Genomic DNA, 20,423 nt, shown 5'->3' on the forward strand with positions numbered 1-20,423 from the left:
ATATCAATTCTTGGAATCTTTCATCCTATTAAAAAAGACATGATTGTATAATCATGCCTCTGAAATATGTTTAATAATAGTTTTAATCGCTTCTTCTCCATTGTATTTCTTTAATGCCCTTTTATACACCTCATTATTTTGATCTAACTCTTCGACATGCTTTATAAGAGAATTCATAGTAACATCTTCTTCGTACAATACTGAGGCATAACCTTGTTTTTCGAAGGATTCTGCATTTAAAATTTGATCTCCACGACTAGCAAATTTTGATAAGGGAATTAAAACCATTGGCTTTTCTAATGTTAAAAACTCAAAGATTGCATTGGATCCCGCACGTGAAATAACAAAATCTGTTGCCGCTAATATGTCTGGTAACTCCTCATGGATATATTCAAATTGTTTATATCCTTCTTTATTTTGTAAGCTTTCATCAAGATTACCTTTTCCGCAAAGGTGAACAATTTGATACTTTTTAAGAAGTTTTGGTAACGCTTCTCGAACTGTTTCATTGATTTTCTTCGCACCCAAACTTCCACCCATAATTGTAATAATCGGCTTTTTACGTGAAAAACTTAAAAACGCTAAACCTTTTTCACGATTTCCCTTTAACACTTCTTCACGTACAGGAGCTCCCGTATATATTACTTTTTCTTTCGGTAAATGTTTCGCTGCTTCCTCAAATGTAACAAATATTTTCGAAGCAAAACGGAGCGCAATTTTGTTTGCTAGTCCTGGTGTCATATCGGATTCATGCAATAAAACTGGCACTCTATTTAACCATCCTCCAATTACGACTGGTACAGATACGAAACCACCTTTTGAAAAAATTACATCCGGTTTTAGTTTTCGAATCCTTACATACGCATCCATAACCCCCTTCATTACAAGAAAAGGATCTTTTATATTTTTCAAATCAAAATAACGACGTAGCTTTCCACTCGCAATACTATAGTACGGAATGCCCTCTTTTTCTATAATCGCTTTCTCAATCCCTTGATGAGAACCAATATAAGAGATATCCCAATGCTGTTCTTGTAAATATGGAATGATGGCTAAATTAGGTGTTACATGCCCTGCCGAACCGCCACCTGTAAAGACTATTTTCTTCATACGTCTCCCCCTTCTACACTATAGTACACTAAAATACCTTGCCTCAGGGTGAGAAAATACCATAGCCGTTACTGATGCTTCTGGTTCCATCATGAATCCTTCCGTTAATGAAATACCTATTTCCTCTGGATGAATTAGACGGAACAATTTTTCTTGATCCGCAAGTTCTGGGCATGCTGGGTAACCAAATGACACACGTATTCCTCTATATTTCGTACGGAAACGCTCTTCCATCGTCAGTTCAGGTGAATCTGGAATGCCCCAGCGGTCACGAATGAGCATATGTGTTTTTTCAGCAAGCCCCTCTGCTAATTCAAGCGCTAACGATTGAATTGCATGACTGCGTAAATAATCTCCCTTCGCCTTCCACTCCTCAGCAATATCCCGAACTCCTTCCCCAACAGTAACAGATAAGAAAGCGACATAGTCCATCTCATCTCCAATAGGGCGCAAATAATCACCTAAAGTACGGTATGGTGCTTTTCCTTGTCTAGGAAATGTGAAACGCTCTATTACGCGCGTATGATCTTCTGGATCATATATTACGATGTTTTGTCCATCGCTTTGCGCTGGGAAAAATTGATACACTGCTTTCGGTTTTAACCAAGATTGTCCTTCCACCAATAATTCGTCTATTAAATCATTTAATTCGCGCGCTCTTTTATCCCCCTCTTTCAAAAGCTTCTTCACATTTCCTTTTAATCCAAGGTGATGTCCAAGTAACATTTGTCTATTTAAAAATGGGGCAAGATGTGAGACAGGAACATCTCGTAATACAATTCGTTTTGTTGAATCAGGCACCATAACCTCTGATTTTGGTAATGGCTCAATTACTGCTGGAATTTCCACTTTCTTCTCTTCTTTTTTTACGATATGAAGATGACGTTCTTTTTTATCCTGTTTCATCTTCTCACGCTCTTCTTCTTTTTGAAGCTTATTAATAATATCAAGACCTGTCATCGCATCGCTCGCATAACATACGAGCCCTTTATACGATGGAGAAATACGATTATCTGTAAACTTTCTCGTTAACGCTGCACCACCAACAACAATTGGAATATCAATATTCGCCGCTTTTAAATCCTCAGCAGTTGTTACCATTTGTTGTGCTGATTTTACTAGCAAGCCAGAAAGACCTATAATATCAGGTTTTTTTTCTTGCACTTCTTGAACGATTCGATCCGAACGAACATTAATTCCTAAATTAATAATCTCATATCCGTTATTTGATAAAATAATTTCAACAAGATTTTTCCCAATATCATGTACGTCCCCTTTAACGGTCGCTAATAATACTTTTCCTTTTTTCGCACTATCGCTAGATTCCATATGCGGCTCCAAATAACTTACAGCAGCTTTCATACTTTCAGCACTTTGCAATACTTCAGCAACTATAAGTTCATTATTATTAAATAATCGTCCCACCTCATCCATTCCTGTCATAAGTGGACCATTAATAATATCCAAAGGTTTTCTTCCCTCTGTCAGCGCGAGACTTAAATCTTCATGTAATCCTTGCTTTGTACCTTCTACAATATAGTTGGCTAGTCGCTCATCAAGCGTTAATATTTCTTGAACAACAACCTCTTTCTTTTTAGCAACACGATAAAAATTCGTAAATTCTTCTAACGTCTCTTTCGTCGTTTCAAATAATAATGCATCTGCAAGACGTTTTTCTTCCTCTGGAATTGACGCATAGCGCTCTAATTTCTCAGTATTAACAATCGCATAATCTAATCCTGCTTTCGTTGCATGATATAAAAAGACAGAATTTAACACTTCACGTCCAGCTGGTGGTAAACCAAATGATATATTACTCACACCTAAAATCGTTAAACATTCTGGTAACGCTTCTTTAATAAGTCGAATTCCTTCGATCGTCGCTGCCGCTGAACCGATGTATTCTTCATCACCTGTCCCTACTGGAAATACAAGTGCATCAAAAATAATATCTGACGGGCGTATACCATATTTCGTCGTCAATAATTCATAACTTCTTTTCGCAATTTCTAGTTTTCTTTCAGCACTTACTGCCATACCATCTTCGTCGATTGTCCCAACTACAATTGCGGCACCATACTTGCGAAGCAGTGGCGTTACCTTTTCAAAACGCTCTTCTCCATCTTCTAAGTTAATAGAGTTAATAACAGCTTTCCCTTGAATATAAGTAAGTGCTCTCGCCATTACATTTTCATCTGTTGAATCAATCATAATCGGTACTTTTAACACTTTCGTAACTTCTGATAAGAATTTTTCCATATCTTCTATTTCATCACGGTCAGGGTCTGCCATACAAATATCAATAATATGAGCATTTTTCTTCACTTGTGCTCTTGCCACTTCAGCAGCCTCTTCAAATTTACCTTCTGCCACTAATCGTTTAAATTTACGTGACCCTATAACATTCGTTCTTTCACCTACAAATAACGGTCTCATAGACTCATCATATTGCAGCGCCTCTAATCCACTAATTCCATGTCCGGCTCGTTCATTTTGCGCACGCGGTGTAAGAGATGCTAGCGCTTCTTTCATTGCTCTTATATGTTCTGGTGTTGTGCCGCAACAACCACCAATAATATTAATCCATCCTTCTTCAGCAAATCGCTTCACTTTTTCAGCGAGAGAAGATGGAGATTCATGATAATGTCCATCTTCATCAGGAAGACCTGCATTTGGATAACAAGAAATGTAACACTCCGATAAATCAGATAAAGAACGAATATGGTCTCTCATAAACTCCGGACCAGTCGCGCAGTTTAATCCAACAGATAATGGCTTCATATGTTCTACGGATAAGTAAAAAGCCTCAATTGTTTGCCCAGCCAGAGTCGTCCCCATCGGCTCAATCGTCCCAGAGATCATAATAGGAACAATTTTATTTAGTTCTTCAAAAGCAGCTTGAATTCCAATATAAGCAGCTTTCACATTACGCATATCTTGACTCGTTTCAACGAGTAACACATCAACTTCGCCATTTAATAATCCCCTCGCCTGCCTAGTATAAGCTTCTATTAGTTCTTCAAATGTAACTCCTCCTGTAACACTAATTGCTTTCGTTGTCGGTCCCATCGCACCTGCAACATATACTTCATTCCCGCTTTCTTTAACAGCTTGTTTCGCTAATCGTGCTGCCTTTTCATTTAGTTCTTCATCTAAATGAGACAGCTCATAATCACTTAATACGATATTTGTCGCCCCAAATGTATTTGTTTCAATAATGTCAGCTCCAGCTTCAATATAAGCTTTATGAATCTTTAAAATAACATCCGGCCTTGTTTCTACTAAATATTCATTACAGCCCTCGTACTCTTCTCCTCCGAAATCTTCTGCAGTTAAGTCCTCTTGTTGTATCATTGTCCCCATTGCACCGTCTAATATTAAAATGTTATTTTGTAATTTTTCTTCTATACACTTCATCAATTAATACCTTCTTTCACTTCTTGCTTTTCTCTCACATATTTAACAAGATGTTCTGTAATTTCATATTTTAGAAATGGTGTAATTAAATAGATACCGTTAAAATATTTCATCGCTGCATCGATCAACTCTTGTGAAATACGAATCCCTTCCTCGATAGCTGCCTCTTTCGTTTCGTGTCCATCCATTCTCTCTCTTATTTCTTCAGGAAGAGTAATACCCGGCACCTCAAAATGGAGAAAGTCTGCATTCCGCTTACTTACTAATGGCATAATTCCAATAAAAATAGGTTGTTCCAAATGTTTTGTTGCTTCATATACTTCTTCTATTAAAGCAACATCATATATCGGCTGTGTTAAGAAATATTCAGCCCCAGCATCTATTTTTCGTTCCATTCGCTTTACCGCTGCTTTTAAATGCCTTACGTGAGGATTAAAAGCACCTCCGACTGAAAACCTTGTTGCCGGTCCAATGGATTTCCCTAAAATGGAACGTCCATCGTTCATTTCTTTAATCATTTTAATTAACTCTATAGAGGACAGATCATATACAGAAGTTGCTCCCGGAAAATCACCAACGCGCGCTGGATCACCAGTTAAAGCTAATACTTCCTCCATACCTAACGCTGATAAACCTAGTAAATGAGATTGTAGTCCAATGACGTTATGGTCTCTACACGTTAAATGTGTCAATACTGGAATATCGTGCTTCGTTAATAGTGCGCCCATTGCCATATTCAAAACACGAGGCGATGCTAATGAATTATCTGCTAGAGTAATAGCGTCTGCTCCCGCTCTTTTTAACGCTCTTGCTCCTTCAAAAAAACGCTGTGTATCTAACGTTTTCGGCGGATCTAATTCCACTACAACTGTCGTTTGTTTTTTTGCCTTTTCCGCAAGAGTAACCTGTGCCTTCGAACGCTTCTCGTGTGTATGAACTACTTTCGGTCTTTGAATTGTGTCTTTTTCTATTACAGGTGTAACATTCGCAACAGCGCGCTTCATACTTTGAATATGTTCTGGAGTCGTACCACAACAACCACCCAATAACCGAATACCTTGCTCAATAAATTTCGGTGTCATCGCTTCGAAATAAGCTGGGCTTCCCTCATATACGTAACGTCCCTCCACATAATTTGGGAGACCTGCATTTGGGTATGCTGATAAATAGCCATTCTGCGGAATCGATATCATTTTGAAAGCTTCCGTCATATGAAGTGGCCCTAGTTGACAGTTCAATCCAACAACATTTGCACCGTAATCTATAAGCTGTTTTAATATTTCATTGACATCATTTCCATTTTGAGTCGTACCTGCTTCATGTAACGCTACTTGAGCAACAATCGGAATATTCGTTTGCTTACGCAATACTTTAACGGCATGAAGTAATTCAAATTCATCGTAAAAAGTTTCTAATAGTAATCCATCAACCTGTTCTTCTAGTAAAGCACCTGCCTGTTCAAGTAGCATAAATTCTCGCTCCATATCAGTCGTTGTGACAGCTCCGATATGTTTCATACCACCGATTGTTCCTAAAATTGCATTTCTGTTTGTAACAGATGCTTTCGCAAGCTTCACTGCCGCTTTATTAATTTGAACAACTTGATTTTCTAAGCCATACATACGTAATTTCGCCTCATTTGCTCCATACGTATTTGTTTGAATCACATCTGCACCAGCAGCTACATATTGTTTATGAATCGATATAATTAGGTCTGGATCAGATACATTCAATTCTTCAAAACTACTTTGCAAACCATGTGAATGTAATAACGTTCCAACCGCACCATCACCTATTACAATTCCTTTTGATAATAAATCTAGTAATTTCACGAATCTCCCTCATTTCTATCAATATAAAAACCCCCTCTTCACTTTGAAGAGGGGGACATAATTGTTCCGCCTCTTATTATGCAAAACATTCGTTTTGCAGGTATTAGCACCGTTTCAAACATTTCGTTTGAAGGTTGCCGGGTTTCACAGGGCCTTTCCCTCCACCGCTCTCAATAAGAGTTGTCTTTATTATTTTATTTATGTAGCTAAAAGGAAATGCGTTCCCCTTTTAACAATGTTTGTTAATTTTTTATAAATTTAGCATGCACAAATATAAAAGTCAATGACACTTGCGGAAAAATAAAAATTATTTAAAATAAAGTTGCAATTCAATTAACTTTTGCTGTAAAGTTAAAAACATAATAAAAATTTCATACGAACATTCTTATCTAGAGAGGTAGAGGGACTGGCCCTATGACGCCTCAGCAACCATTAACATTTGTTAATAAGGTGCTAATTCCAGCAAATTGTGAAAGATTTGACAGATGAGAAGAAGACTCTATTCAATCCGAAAGCCTTCTTCTTAGAAGGCTTTTTTTTATTTTATATTCAACTACTGGTTCAATTTAAAAAGGAGGAATTTTTACATGTCAACTATCGAAACAAAACTAGCACAAATCGGAAATCGTAGCGAAACTACAACAGGAACTGTTAATCCACCCGTTTATTTCTCAACCGCTTATCGTCACGAAGGACTTGGTAAATCTACCGGCTTTGACTATTCACGAACTGGAAATCCAACTCGTGGTCTTTTAGAACAGGCAATCGCAGACTTAGAATATGGCCAACAAGGTTATGCCTGTAGTTCAGGTATGGCAGCTGTTCTCCTCGTCCTTTCATTATTCCGTTCTGGAGATGAACTTATTGTATCCGAAGATTTATACGGGGGAACGTATCGCTTATTTTCCGAACACGAAAAAAAGTGGAATGTTCGATGTAGATACGTAAATACACAATCTATTAAACAGATTGAGCAAGCTATCACAACTGAAACGAAGGCTATTTTCATAGAAACTCCGACTAATCCATTAATGCAAGTTACTGATATTGCCGCTGTCGCAACTGTAGCGAAAAGACACAGACTACTTCTTATCGTAGACAATACATTCTACACGCCTTATATACAGCAGCCATTAACAGAAGGTGCTGACATCGTACTTCATAGTGCAACGAAATATTTAGGTGGGCATAATGATGTATTAAGCGGACTTGTCGTTGCAAAAGGAAAGGAACTTTGTGAGGAAATCGCTCATTATCATAATGCCTCCGGTGCTGTCTTAAGCCCATTTGACTCATGGCTATTAATTCGTGGTATGAAAACTTTAGCGCTTCGCATGAAACAACATGAAGAAAATGCGAAAGCAGTTGTTGCTTATTTAAATGATGAGGATGGTGTGACAGATGTCTTTTATCCAGGGAGAGGCGGTATGATTTCATTCCGACTTAAAGATGAAGCTTGGATTAATCCATTCTTACAATCTTTATCCTTAATCACATTTGCCGAAAGTCTTGGTGGTGTAGAAAGTTTAATGACTTATCCAGCAACGCAAACACATGCTGATATTCCAGAAGAAATCAGAACGGCGAACGGTGTATGTAATCGTCTTCTTCGATTCTCCGTCGGCATTGAAAACAGTAATGATTTAATTCAAGACTTAAATCAAGCCATTAAACTTGTAAAAGAAGGTGTGAGAATATGAGTTATTCTATAGATACACTCTTACTACACAACCAATATAAACACGATGCACAAACAGGAGCTGTTAACGTTCCCATTTATAACACATCAACATTTCACCAGTTTGATGTAGATACTTTTGGCAAATACGACTATAGCCGATCTGGAAATCCAACTCGTGAAGCTCTGGAAGATATCATTGCTTTATTAGAAGGCGGAACAAAAGGATTCGCCTTTGCCTCAGGCATTGCAGCGATTTCTACTGCTTTTCTCCTTCTTTCACAAGGCGATCACGTTCTCATTTCAGAAGACGTATACGGAGGCACTTATCGAATTATAACTGAAGTACTCTCCCGTTACGGTGTTTCACATACATTTGTTGATATGACCAATTTAGAAGAAATAAAGCAAAATATTAAATCGAATACGAAACTCTTTTATGTAGAAACACCATCTAACCCACTTTTAAAAGTAACAGATATTCGCGAGGTTTCTAAACTCGCAAAATCTATTGGTGCTCTTACATTTGTTGATAATACTTTTTTGACACCATTATTCCAGAAGCCACTTGATCTTGGCGCCGATGTCGTTCTTCATAGTGCTACAAAATTTATTGCTGGTCACAGTGATGTTACTGCCGGATTAACGGTCGTAAAAGATGCCGAACTCGCTCAAAAGCTTGGATTTTTACAAAATGCATTTGGCGCTATTTTAGGACCTCAAGATTGTTCTCTCGTACTTCGCGGTCTAAAAACATTACATGTACGTCTTGAGCACTCAGCTGCAAATGCCAATAAAATTGCACACTATTTACAAGAGCATGCTAAAGTACAAAATGTCTATTATCCGGGATTACAAACACATCTTGGATTTAATATTCAACAATCTCAAGCAACGTCAGCTGGAGCGGTCTTATCGTTTACTTTGCAGTCAGAAGATGCACTCCGCCAATTTTTATCAAAAGTAAAATTACCTGTTTTTGCAGTGAGTTTAGGAGCTGTCGAATCGATTCTTTCCTACCCAGCTAAAATGTCCCACGCCGCACTGTCGCAAAAAGCTCGTGATGAAAGAGGTATCTCTAATTCATTACTTCGCTTATCAGTCGGTCTTGAAAATGTTAACGATTTAATATCCGATTTTGAAAATGCCCTCTCTTATGTAGAAGAACCTGTAAATGCGTAGAGAGAAAAGAAGATATGAGATTAAGTTCTCATATCTTCTTTTTATGCGGTTTAGTATATTCTTTTTAGTGTTTTTTCTTTTTGTACTCAAATTTTTTTGTCTTCTTCAACCATCCTCCTCGTTAGTCTAATGAGGGGTAGCGTCAGGAAAATGCGGATTTACAACGCTAAGGAAATATCACTTATTAAAAAAAGCCGATTCCCCTCTCAAGGAATCGACTTTTTTATTTATTCTTAATGAACTAACGCATGCGTTAGTTCATTAAGAAAGATGTTTGAAAAAATAGCCTGTATATATTTGAACGATGAATAACTTACCTATTTCCTTTTGTTTACACCGAATACAAAACAATCAGACAAACAAAACATATTATTTATCTGTTTGTTTTTGCTTCTTTTTCAAATACTCCGCACGCAATTTTTCAAGTTGCTGCTTTTTATCAAATTTGGCAGGCGTCTGTTTTTCATGAAACTTTGCCACAGCTACCTGACTTTTGTAATCCAATTGATATTTGCCCACTTTGTTCACCTACTTTTCTTGTCTTTACAGAGAATCTATTCAACAAATATAATATACCTTATTTTACTGAAGAAAATCTTATTACTTTAGTAGTTTTTCTACTTACATCTATCTTAATCCAAATATCCCTTTATCTAACTAACCTGCCCCGTTAGTCTAAGTAGGAAACTTCACAATCTCAATAGAGTAAAACCTATCGGTACATAATCCAATCACCTTTCAATTAGACCTCATAATGTCTCATAAGACTTGTATCAAAATACTTATCGTTGTAAATGCGTATTTTCTTGACTCTACCCCAATTATAATAAAACAACTTTATTGTTTTTTAAAGAATTTTATTGTAAATGAAACTACTTTATTATCTCTGTACAAAAATTTAATCATTGGGGGTTTTGTTCATTCCCACTCATTATTAGCCTTCACCAATCGGGCGTTTACGGGCAGCCCGCCTCCCACAAATAGTGGGATAAAAGCACATCACTTATTTACAAATAATGGTTTTATCGATATATTAAGAAATACAAGGGGGTAAAAATAATGGATACTTGTTCTGATATTTTAATCGTTATCGATTTACAAAATGGGGTATGTTATAGCGGAGAGCATTTATTTGATTTACAAAACTTGCTTACAAAAGTAAATAAAAGAATTTCTTCATACAGAAAATCAAATAAACCAATCATTTTTGTTCAACATTGTGATGATGATTTAGTACCCGAAAAAGAACTTTGGGCTATTCATACTGATCTAGATGTTCAAGACCAAGATTTCTTTGTGAGAAAAACACATGCAAATTCATTTTATAAAACAAACTTAAAAGAAATTTTAGATCAATTATCTGTACATCGTATTGAATTTTGTGGCGCCCAAACAGAGTACTGTATGGATGCTACGATTAAATTTGCTCACGGACTAGGGTACGAAAACTTTATGGCACCTAAAATAACTTCTACATTAAACAATCCATTTATGTCCGCAAAAGAGACAATTGACTTTTATGAGAATATATGGAATCACAGATTTTTAAAGTTGCTAAAAGATGAGCTCTAGCATAAATGAAGAATGACTTGATCATTCTAAGATTGATCAGCTACACTCAAGTGTCTCATTATCCTCATAAAAAAGCTGATTACATCGGGCTTCTTTTAACCTGTTTTATATTCTATATATAGCATTATAATTCCTTTGTCATATTATTTTAAAAATTTTGTATATTCATTTGAAAGAATAAGAAAATCATGATAAAATTGTGTTACAAATATATCTATATCTTTCAATTTTTAAAATGCATCAAAATTTTCGCCCAAAAGCGTCATTTTACAAAACTGTGCTAATTTATCCATTTTATTTACATCAGGGTCTCTTTTCTTACAATTTCTTTACTTTAGGAAATTTTTTCTGCAACAACTGTTTTCTTTTCTTTAATTTTTTGGTATGTATAGTATGGTATAACAGCTCACACGGAGGTGGAAAAGAACATGTTAGAAACCTTTCAAAAAGAAATAGAACTTTATGAAAGCAATGCAGAATTATTGAAAGTACTTGCTCACCCAGTTCGTTTATGTATCGTAAAAGGATTAATCGAGCGTGGTCCAAGCAACGTTTCTACAATGTACACTGGCTTAAACATGCCACAGTCTACAATTTCACAGCATTTAGCAAAATTAAAAAGTGCTAAAATCGTTTCTAGTGAAAGAAAAGGATTAGAAATTTACTACAAAGTAGAAAACGAAACAATTATTCAACTCGTTCGCGTATTATTAGGTTAGGGACTAATAAACAGAGAAAAAGAACGTATTCTATATTTTTCATCTCATATCTTTAATATAAATATATATCATGAGAGGAAATATATAATACTACATACGTCGTATTAAAAAACAAGACACAGAAATATGCTGTGTCTTGTTTTTTATATTGTTAAATACCGATTCAGATGTAAATTCTGTATGTCTTTCGTATGTATAACAACATCAAAGGCATTCCCTAATCCTCCGTTCAAAATCATAGAACGAATTGCTCGATTTTGTTTTTGAGTTTCAGAAAAAGGATTCGTATCTTGATGACTCGTAAGCTGTTCTAATATTCCTGCAGCTAACAAAAACTCAGATTGCTTCTTATGCCATACTGCACTCATTCCCTGAAGGTTAAAAATCTCCTTTAACTCATCCCAATGAATATGAGTAGTAAGATCCATTTCCCCTGGATACGCTAAAGGATTACGTATTAACTTATGCTTATAATACCCACGTAAACTTCCTTCCCGATGCGCAGGGTACGTCCATTCTGCTTTTGTGTATCCATAGTCAACTGTAATACATATACCTTTTTGAAACCATTTTGCAATTCCCTTTACATAATCTTCCATCGCAATTGGCACCTCAAAACGCTGCCCTTCTGCAATATGAATGTTATATTTCAGTAAGTAGCGACCGATTCTTTTATCTAACGGTCTACATACTTCAGCAAGGTTCCCTTCCTCTGTATACGTAATACGTACTTCATACAACATTCCATTTCTCTTCTCAATTACTTCAACAGGAAATGCATCAAATAACTCATTCGAAAAAAGAATTCCTTCGAATGACTCTCCCATTTTACTATAAGATGTATAATACGATACATTAGAAAATGAGCACAGATTCTCTTGTTGTAATTTTCTATGAAAAGGGCTCACTTCAATCATTGAATAGTTTAAATCAATAAAGGTTTCCGGAGATAATTGCTTCCATTCTTGTAAAACATCATAGGCAAACTTTCCTGTTCCCCCGCCAATCTCACAAATATTTGGAGCGACTTCATCATTCTCAACAAGACGAATAAAAAACTTAGCAAATGTTTTTGCAAAAGCAGAGGATACATTGCTACTTGTAAAAAAATCGCCTTGTCTTCCAATCTTTTCACGGTCCTTCATATAATAGCCATGCCCTTCTGCATACAATACGAGGTTCATATACGTACTATATGAAATCGAATAATCTTTCTCTTTCCCCATCCATTCTCTTAAAATGAGCTCCATCCCCATAATGACTCCTTATTGTAAAAATGGATTATTTTCTTTTTCAAAACCGATGCTTGTTTCTGGACCATGTCCACATAGCACCGCTGTTTCATCTGGCAATACGAATAATTTCTCTTCAATACTTCCAATTAATTCAGCAAAACTTCCACCAGGTAAATCAGTTCTTCCAATACTCATTTGGAATAATACATCTCCTGAGAACACTGCATTCGCCTCTTTACTATAATAAGAAATACTTCCTGGAGAGTGTCCTGGCGTCTCAAAAATTTCAAAATTAAATGAACCGACTGTTAATGTACCTTCTGCATCAATAATATGATCCGCTGGCTTAGCTGTAATACTACGGTTCATCATAAAAATTTGAGAGCCATTTACAGTTCCATCTCCTAACCAATCTGCTTCTTCTTTATGTACGTATACAGGAATATGGAAAGCGTCTCTTACCGCATCAACAGCACCAATATGATCAAAGTGGGCATGCGTTAATAAAACCGCCAGTGGTTTTAATTGTTCTTCTTGTAAATATGTAACGAGCTTCTCTCCTTCATGACCAGGGTCAAAGATAATACACTCATTTTGATCATTCGTTAAAATATAAGCATTTGTTTGTAATGGTCCTAACGGCATTTGTGTCCATTTCATATGAAAATCTCCTCCAGTTATTAAACTTACTTTTAATGATACAACATTTCTTTCTCTTAGGAAAAGAAAGGATGCTATCTCGACAATCATTTTTAAAACATGTACAATGTAAAAGAGTAAATATTCTAAAAACTCATATTTAAGAATAGGTAGACAGAGGAGGATATTGTATGGGCCTTGTTATTATTTTTACGCTTGTCACTCTATTAGCTGTTTTTGCTACGCTTAGAACACTTCGCGAAAAGAACTTTTTCGCAGGCGGCTTTGCAATTGCGACTGTACTCGTTTTCGGATGGTTTACGATCATGACTGTTCTATATAACGGGTATCCGCCAGCAGCTTAATTCACTTACATGTTATTCTTCATCAAGATTTTACGCAAAAAGAGGAAGGGTTTCCCCCTTCCTCTTTTCACATTTCACAACTTATATCATCTTCGCTTCGTATTTGTGCTTTTTTACAAGCCAAGCTCCTCCAATAACACCTGCATCATTACCAAGTGTTGCAATGGCTAACTTCGTACTCTTTACAGCACGTGAGAAAGCATATTGCTCGAAATAACTTTGAATTGGTTCTAATAGTGCATCTCCAGCTTTAGAAACGCCTCCACCAATAACAATTTTCTCTGGGTTCAACGTACTAGAAAGATTCGCTACAGCTAATCCTAAATAAGAAGCTACTTTTTCTACTACTTCATTTGCTAGTTCATCACCTTGTCCGTGCGCTTCAAAAACATCTTTTGATGTAATACGTCCTTCTTCTGCTAACATAGAACGTAACATGCTTTCTTTATCAGTCTCTTGTATTTTCTGCATAGCAACACGCACAATACCCGTTGCAGAAGCTACTGTTTCTAAACAACCAGATTTTCCGCAATTACATGGGAAAGCATTTTCTGTAACGACTGTAATATGTCCAATCTCACCAGCAGCACCACTTACACCGTGTACAATCTCACCATTGGCGATTACACCACCACCGACACCAGTGCCAAGCGTCATACAAATTAAATCTTTTGCTCCTTCGCCAGCACCTTTCCACATTTCGCCAAGCGCTGCTAAGTTTGCATCGTTATCAATTACAACAGGTAACCCTGTTTCTACTTCTAGTAAATCTTTTAATGGATAGTTTTTCCACCCTAAATTAACCGCTTCATAAATCATTCCAGATGCCACATGCACAGGACCAGGAGCTCCCATACCAATACCAATTAACTTGCTTTTTAATTCGCCTAACTCTTCTAATTTTTTATCAATTGCCTTCGCTACGTCAAGTGTAATATGTTTTCCTTGCTCATTTGTATTCGTAGGGATTTCCCACTTATGTAAAATTTCACCGTATACATTAATAAATGCTAATTTAATCGTTGTACCACCAAGGTCAACACCAACTAACCATTTCTCTTCCATGTTGCTTACCTACCTTTATCTAATTCTTATTTAGCTCTTTTTGAATTTCTTGCTTCAATAAAAATAAAGCTGTTTGATAGTCTTGTGGATCGATTAGCTGTGACTGATTTAATTCACGTAGCTCATCTTGCATTAATTGCAAATCTGCAATTCGATCACCCGTATAAATAATCGTACCAAATTTCTTTAGCAATTGCTGAATATCATAAATAGATACCATTTCATCACCCTCTATGCTCACTTACTATAAAAAGTTATAATAAGAAAACGTTCACATATTTTATTATAATCAAGAAGAAAAAGTCTCGTCAATTTTTATTTGTCTATACAAGCCCATTTATAACCATTGTTCCTTTTTCTGTAATAATTTTTTCTACATTTTTATCAAATGGTTCCACTGGAATTTGTTTTACCATTTGAAAATCATAAGCTAATGATAGCGTTTTCCCTTTATAATGCACGAGATAACGATCATAATAGCCCCCGCCGTATCCAATCCGTTCTCCTCGCTCTGTATAAGCTACACCTGGTACGATTTGAAGGTTAATTTCATCCGCATTCACTTCTTCAGTAAGCGATGGAATCGGTTCACGCAAATGCATATACACTGTTTCTAATTGATCAAAATTACTAATTTGCCGGAAGGACATTGTTCTTGTTCCTTTATTACACTTCGGAACTACAACTTTCTTTCCTTCTTCCCAAGCTTTTTCTATAATAGGATATGTATTCACTTCATTTTCCATTGAAAGAGTGATTCCAATTGTTTCAGCTTCAACCCACTCTTTTTGCGCATACAACGAAACTGCGATTTGCTCTGATAAAGTTGCATACTGTTCTTCCGATAAAGAATTCATGTGTTCTATTATTTGTTTACGTAAACGTATTTTCTCTTCTTTCACACATCTTCCCCCCTACAGTGACACTTTACTCTATGATGATAGTGTATCACTTTTAATATAGGAATCGAATAAAAAAAGAAACAGTAGGAAAATATTCCTACTGCTTACTTTGTTTCACGGTGTAACGTAGACTTCTTGTCACGCTTGCAATACTTTTTAAGCTCGATACGCTCAGCGTTGTTACGTTTATTTTTCTTTGAGATATAGTTACGATCTCCGCATTCTGTACATGCTAGAGTAATATTCACACGCATTCTTATTTCCCTCCAGTACTAATAACTTAAATCAGACTATACCATAATACCACTTTTAAAATAAAAATTCTACACCTTTTGATATTGTCTAATTTTTTCTATAAGATTTTTCATGTTTTCCCTTGCTATCACTGGATTTCTAGCATGTGAATACACCAAAAATTTTGGTTGTTTTGTATCAGAAACGATATAAGACCATTCTTTTTCGGTATATTTGAACTGCACTCCTTCAAATATACCTTCTTCCTTTCTTTCCATATCGGCCAATAATTTCCTCATCACTTTCCCTTTTTCGTTCCATGAACACACAACTTCATCATAAAGTAAATAAAGCGGCGGTGATTGCTCTACTATGCTAAGAAACGCCTTTTCTTGCAGTGCTGTTAACTCGAATAACTTTCCAATTCGATATAAAATATCTCGTTTCCACTTTACTTGAAACGCCTTTTTTTCATCATGTATATAAAATAGAAGGTAACATTCTCCTAATTTCAAAGACATTGGGTAAATATTCCCTTTTGATTCCAGTAATAAGTCAGGAAGATCTATTTCTTCAAAATCTGTACCTTGGTAAATATTACTATGATTATCATATAACTCGAAATAATTTCCTTGCTCAGAAAACATAAGCGCCATATTCGCTTTACTTGATTTCATCAAAGCTTTCACATGATCTTTTTGTTCGCCCGCATAAATCCATGTAACTGTGCACCCAAGCCTTTGAAGAAAGAGCATAAGTAAATGTTGTAACATATCATTTCTCTTATTAATAAGAAGATGAAACTTTTGTTTTTGTATTTGTTCAATATCAATGCATTCTAATACAGCTTCTATATAGTCATTTAAAGAAACGTGGACTGGCGTATTTTGTCCCATTTCTTTCTCACATACGTAATAAAACGACTCGGACATATATACTTGTTCTATTGCTTTTTGCTGCTTATACGTTAACAGCATTCCATTCTTACCATACAGCTTTATAACAACTTCTTTTTCATTTTCCACTTGAACGAAAACCCCACCTGCACATTGCAAATTATGAATGCTATACTGAAAAAGTGACTCGTTCATCTCTTTACATTCCATCGTATGAATCCCGATACCATGAATAGCATGTAAAAATAAATTTTTATAAGAAGTTGTTTCTATATGTTCTTGACTCCCAATTAGTATGCTTTCCCCTTTTCCGAAAAGAGATCCATACGCCATCGCCACTTTTACAATAAATTGCGGAGTAATCTCAACATTCCCTCTCCCTACAATACGGCTTTTTTGTAACCAGCCAGCGCTTTTTTCACTTTCTTGAACACCAGCCGATCCTACTATCGAATGACTATCAATGGCCTTATAAGGCCATAATTTTCCTTTTTGCTTAATGACCGTACTCTTCCCTATATGACAATGATCCGCTACAATACTTTTTTGAAACAACGTAACGTCATCTTCAACCATTGTATGCTCTCCTATTGTCGTTTCTAATAGCTCACAATACTCCCCAATGTGAGCATTTGCAAAAACAATACTTTTTTGAAGATGAGAGTAACTTGAAACAATACTATTTTTCCCGATAATAGAGTACGGCTCAATTACAGCCCCCTCACCAATCTTTGCTCCTTCTCCAATAAAAGATGGGCCATAAATTTTCGTCCCTTTTCCAATCGTCACACCTTCTCCCATCCATACCATCGGTAACACTTCCGTATAAGGAATAGGTACTTGCAATTTTTTCGTTAACAAATCAAATTGTGCTTGTCGATATTGATCAAATGTACCGATATCTAACCAATAACCTTCTGACAAATATGCAAATAACGCGTTCTTATTTGCTAATAATGGAAACACATCTTGACTGAAATCAAAAAATTCTCGGGGTGGTATGTAAGAAAAGATTTCTGGCTCCATAATATAAATCCCTGTATTCACAATATTGGAGATTACCTCATTCCAGCTTGGTTTTTCTATATATCGTGTAACCTCTTGCTCTTTGTTCATTACAACCAAACCGAATGAGAGTGGGTTTTCTACTTCCTTTACAAACATAGTTACCATTCTTTTCTTTTGTTCATGAAACGCAATTCCTTCTGATAATCGAAAATCAGTTAATGCATCTCCACTTATAACAACAAATGTTTCATCTAAAAAGTTTTCCGCTTGTTTAATACTTCCTGCCGTTCCAAGTGGAGGGGAGTCTTCAAAATAGTACAAGTTAACTCCCCATTTACTACCATCGCCAAAATATTGCTTAATGGCCGCACTCATATATTGAACTGTAATTGCAATTTCACGAATACCATGCTGACGTAACAATTCAATATTGTATTCCAAAACTGGTTTTTCTAATAATGGCAACATCGGCTTTGGAGTATTACATGTTAATGGTCTAAGGCGTCTTCCTTTTCCTCCAGCTAAAATAACCCCCTTCATATACTTCAGCCTCCACTTATATAATGTTCAATAAATCCATACACCATATGTATATTCTCTATCCCACATGAACTAGCAATATAAGCTTGATTGTTTCAACAAATCATTGTGCTATGGAAAATCTCTGCTTATAATCTTCTTCCATATAAAATGAAACTTTAATAAGAAGGGCTATTTTTATCACCCTCAAACAACAAAGAAAGCGCTTACTATTAACTTAGTAAAAAAGCACTGAATAAAAACCAATAATACTAATTTTCCCATTATATTATGATACATCTTATCATCATAAACTAAAGGAAACAATGAGCTTTTTTTGTCATGTTTTGACTAAAAAAAGCAGGTGATTTCTCATCACCTACTTTCCTTCCTATTCATTCAATAAATAATGCTTTCCTTTTACTAAATAAAATACATTCTCAGCAATATTTGTAACATGATCTGCTACACGCTCAATATATCTTGCAACAAAGGATAATTGTGTAATTTGTGTAATAGCCTCTGGTTGTTCAGGGATCGAGGATATAAATTCACGAATTGCCTTCCCATATATTTCATCAACTGAATCATCCATCTCAGCAATTTGTTTAGCAAAAGTTAAATTTTCTTGTTCGTATGCTTCCAATGCTAAATTTAGCATCTTATGAGCAATCGCAAACATTTCATCAAGATTTTGCAAACTAACTGTTACTTCTTTTTCTCCAAGACGAATTGTGGATTTCGCAATATTAACAGCATGGTCTGCAATACGCTCTAAATCTGTCGCTGTTTTAATTGAAATAAAAATTCTTCTTAAATCACTTGCTACAGGCTGTTGCTTCGTAATAAGCATAAGAGCAAGATCGTTTATTTCCTCTTCTAAATTATCCATGCGGTAATCACCATCAATGACCTCTAACGCTTTCTCTACATCTCTTGTATGCAGACCTTCCATAGCAATTAATAAAGCTTCCTTTGCTAATTCACCAAGCTCAATTACCTTTTGCTGTAACGTTTTTAAATCACACTGAAACTGTTCTCTTACCATCGTTTCTTCCCCCTCAATATTATGTGCCATTTTATATAAATCTCCTATCTAACCTCTTATACTCGCCATAAGCAGTAAGATAGGAGAAGTTTTAATTCTCTATTAAAATGAGGTAAAAATAAGAAATGCCCTCTGTTAAGAGGGCATTTTCTCTTAGCCTTGCTAGCGATATCAACCGAATCGTCCTGTGATATAGTCTTCTGTACGCTTATCTGAAGGGGTTGTGAATAATTTATTTGTATCTGTATACTCCACAACTTCCCCACTTAAGAAGAAAGCTGTTTTATCTGAAATACGCGCTGCTTGTTGCATGTTATGCGTTACAATTACAATACTAAAGTCTTTCTTTAACTCTTGAATTAATTCTTCTACTTTTAACGTCGAAATTGGATCTAACGCCGATGTTGGTTCATCCATTAAAATAACGTCTGGTTCAATCGCTAAGCAACGTGCAATACATAAGCGTTGTTGCTGTCCACCAGATAAACCGTATGCGTTATCATGCAAACGATCTTTTAATTCATCCCAAATTGCTGCCCCGCGTAAACTTTTTTCAACAATTTCGTCCAACGTTTTTTTATCACGAACACCGTGGATTTTCGGTCCATATGCTACATTTTCATAAATAGATTTTGGAAATGGATTTGGCTTTTGGAACACCATTCCTACATGTGTGCGTAATTCTTCAACTGGATACGATTTATCAAATATATTACGTTCTCTATATTCAATCACGCCTGTAGTTCGAACGATCGGTACTAACTCTACCATACGATTTAATGTTTTTAAGTACGTTGATTTACCGCAACCACTTGGTCCAATAATTGCTGTAACTTCATTCTCATGAATACTTAAGTTAATATCCTTTAAAGCATGGTCTTCTCCATACCATAAATTTAGGTTTTTCGTATCAAATACTACTTTTTTTGGAGCAGTCTGGATTTTCTCTTCGTTTTTCACCTGTACATTTACTACTGTTGCTACCATTTGAATTCCCCTTTC

General features: G+C 35.8%; 18 protein-coding genes and 2 riboswitches. Of the genes, 5 read left to right on the forward strand and 13 right to left on the reverse strand.

Annotated elements, in window-relative coordinates; all coding sequences use genetic code 11:
* Nucleotides 1-51: 51 nt before the first annotated feature.
* From BTOYO_RS07535 to BTOYO_RS07545, 3 genes are read right to left on the reverse strand one after another with little or no spacing between them, the layout of a single operon-like run.
* Nucleotides 52-1,110 carry an undecaprenyldiphospho-muramoylpentapeptide beta-N-acetylglucosaminyltransferase gene (locus tag BTOYO_RS07535; RefSeq protein WP_000724783.1) on the reverse strand — a complete coding sequence of 353 codons (1,059 nt, stop codon included), beginning with the start codon at nt 1,108-1,110 and terminating at the stop codon, nt 52-54.
* An 18-nt stretch (nt 1,111-1,128) separates the two neighbouring features.
* Nucleotides 1,129-4,527 carry a methionine synthase gene (metH, locus tag BTOYO_RS07540; RefSeq protein ID WP_000649701.1) on the reverse strand — a complete coding sequence of 1,133 codons (3,399 nt, stop codon included), beginning with the start codon at nt 4,525-4,527 and terminating at the stop codon, nt 1,129-1,131.
* Entirely contained in the window at nt 4,527-6,359 is a 1,833-nt protein-coding gene (locus tag BTOYO_RS07545; RefSeq protein WP_023441044.1) for a bifunctional homocysteine S-methyltransferase/methylenetetrahydrofolate reductase, read from the reverse strand. The genes metH and BTOYO_RS07545 overlap by 1 nt, the downstream gene beginning before the upstream one ends.
* Before the next feature lie 70 nt (nt 6,360-6,429).
* Nucleotides 6,430-6,539, reverse strand: a riboswitch (SAM riboswitch).
* 202 nt (nt 6,540-6,741) lie between these two features.
* A riboswitch (SAM riboswitch) is annotated at nt 6,742-6,851 on the forward strand.
* Between the two features lie 95 nt (nt 6,852-6,946).
* Between BTOYO_RS07545 and metI the strand changes: the two genes are divergently transcribed.
* Together metI and metC are read left to right on the forward strand one after the other, a co-directional pair.
* Nucleotides 6,947-8,059: a cystathionine gamma-synthase/O-acetylhomoserine thiolyase gene (metI, locus tag BTOYO_RS07550; RefSeq protein ID WP_000103906.1), complete on the forward strand. Its 1,113-nt coding sequence runs from the start codon at nt 6,947-6,949 to the stop codon at nt 8,057-8,059.
* Nucleotides 8,056-9,219 carry a cystathionine beta-lyase gene (gene metC, locus BTOYO_RS07555; RefSeq protein ID WP_000122270.1) on the forward strand — a complete coding sequence of 388 codons (1,164 nt, stop codon included), beginning with the start codon at nt 8,056-8,058 and terminating at the stop codon, nt 9,217-9,219. The genes metI and metC overlap by 4 nt, the downstream gene beginning before the upstream one ends.
* Nucleotides 9,220-9,588: 369 nt before the next feature.
* On the opposite strand, the gene BTOYO_RS27675 is transcribed toward metC, so the two are convergent.
* Nucleotides 9,589-9,738 (reverse strand): hypothetical protein, encoded by a 150-nt coding sequence (locus tag BTOYO_RS27675; protein ID WP_000521653.1) that lies wholly within the window; start codon nt 9,736-9,738, stop codon nt 9,589-9,591.
* A gap of 540 nt (nt 9,739-10,278) precedes the next feature.
* On the opposite strand from BTOYO_RS27675, the gene BTOYO_RS07565 reads away from it, so the two are divergent.
* Complete coding sequence (locus tag BTOYO_RS07565; protein WP_000379181.1) at nt 10,279-10,791, forward strand: cysteine hydrolase family protein; 513 nt, start codon at nt 10,279-10,281, stop codon at nt 10,789-10,791.
* 428 nt (nt 10,792-11,219) lie between these two features.
* Nucleotides 11,220-11,510 carry an ArsR/SmtB family transcription factor gene (locus BTOYO_RS07570; protein ID WP_000894375.1) on the forward strand — a complete coding sequence of 97 codons (291 nt, stop codon included), beginning with the start codon at nt 11,220-11,222 and terminating at the stop codon, nt 11,508-11,510.
* Between the two features lie 143 nt (nt 11,511-11,653).
* Here BTOYO_RS07570 and BTOYO_RS07575 read toward each other — a convergent pair whose 3' ends face one another.
* Complete coding sequence (locus BTOYO_RS07575; RefSeq protein ID WP_000525128.1) at nt 11,654-12,766, reverse strand: class I SAM-dependent methyltransferase; 1,113 nt, start codon at nt 12,764-12,766, stop codon at nt 11,654-11,656.
* Between the two features lie 9 nt (nt 12,767-12,775).
* Complete coding sequence (locus tag BTOYO_RS07580; protein WP_000872319.1) at nt 12,776-13,405, reverse strand: MBL fold metallo-hydrolase; 630 nt, start codon at nt 13,403-13,405, stop codon at nt 12,776-12,778.
* Between the two features lie 170 nt (nt 13,406-13,575).
* Between BTOYO_RS07580 and BTOYO_RS26060 the strand changes: the two genes are divergently transcribed.
* Nucleotides 13,576-13,749 (forward strand): DUF2759 domain-containing protein, encoded by a 174-nt coding sequence (locus BTOYO_RS26060; protein ID WP_000524850.1) that lies wholly within the window; start codon nt 13,576-13,578, stop codon nt 13,747-13,749.
* An 81-nt stretch (nt 13,750-13,830) separates the two neighbouring features.
* Here the strand turns inward: BTOYO_RS26060 and glcK are convergent, their stop codons facing one another.
* The 7 genes from glcK to pstB form a co-directional block, all read right to left on the reverse strand.
* Entirely contained in the window at nt 13,831-14,814 is a 984-nt protein-coding gene (gene glcK, locus BTOYO_RS07590) for a glucokinase (protein ID WP_000391710.1), read from the reverse strand.
* A 19-nt stretch (nt 14,815-14,833) separates the two neighbouring features.
* A complete protein-coding gene (locus tag BTOYO_RS07595) occupies nt 14,834-15,034 on the reverse strand; it encodes a YqgQ family protein (protein ID WP_000253699.1) in 201 nt (66 codons plus the stop codon).
* A 103-nt stretch (nt 15,035-15,137) separates the two neighbouring features.
* The gene (locus BTOYO_RS07600) at nt 15,138-15,716 is read right to left on the reverse strand and encodes a 5-formyltetrahydrofolate cyclo-ligase (protein ID WP_000656840.1); all 579 of its coding nucleotides are present in this window, start codon (nt 15,714-15,716) and stop codon (nt 15,138-15,140) included.
* Nucleotides 15,717-15,820: 104 nt separating this feature from the next.
* Entirely contained in the window at nt 15,821-15,970 is a 150-nt protein-coding gene (gene rpmG, locus BTOYO_RS07605) for a 50S ribosomal protein L33 (RefSeq protein WP_001265616.1), read from the reverse strand.
* Between the two features lie 69 nt (nt 15,971-16,039).
* Nucleotides 16,040-18,394, reverse strand: a complete 2,355-nt coding sequence (locus BTOYO_RS07610) for a sugar phosphate nucleotidyltransferase (RefSeq protein ID WP_023441045.1) — start codon at nt 18,392-18,394, stop codon at nt 16,040-16,042.
* A 370-nt stretch (nt 18,395-18,764) separates the two neighbouring features.
* Nucleotides 18,765-19,421, reverse strand: coding sequence for a phosphate signaling complex protein PhoU (gene phoU / locus BTOYO_RS07615; protein WP_033657342.1), 657 nt, complete (start codon nt 19,419-19,421; stop codon nt 18,765-18,767).
* A gap of 171 nt (nt 19,422-19,592) precedes the next feature.
* Nucleotides 19,593-20,408, reverse strand: coding sequence for a phosphate ABC transporter ATP-binding protein (gene pstB, locus BTOYO_RS07620; protein ID WP_000226691.1), 816 nt, complete (start codon nt 20,406-20,408; stop codon nt 19,593-19,595).
* Nucleotides 20,409-20,423 lie beyond the last annotated feature (15 nt).

The organism is Bacillus toyonensis BCT-7112 (genome assembly GCF_000496285.1).
Classification (GTDB): domain Bacteria; phylum Bacillota; class Bacilli; order Bacillales; family Bacillaceae_G; genus Bacillus_A; species Bacillus_A toyonensis.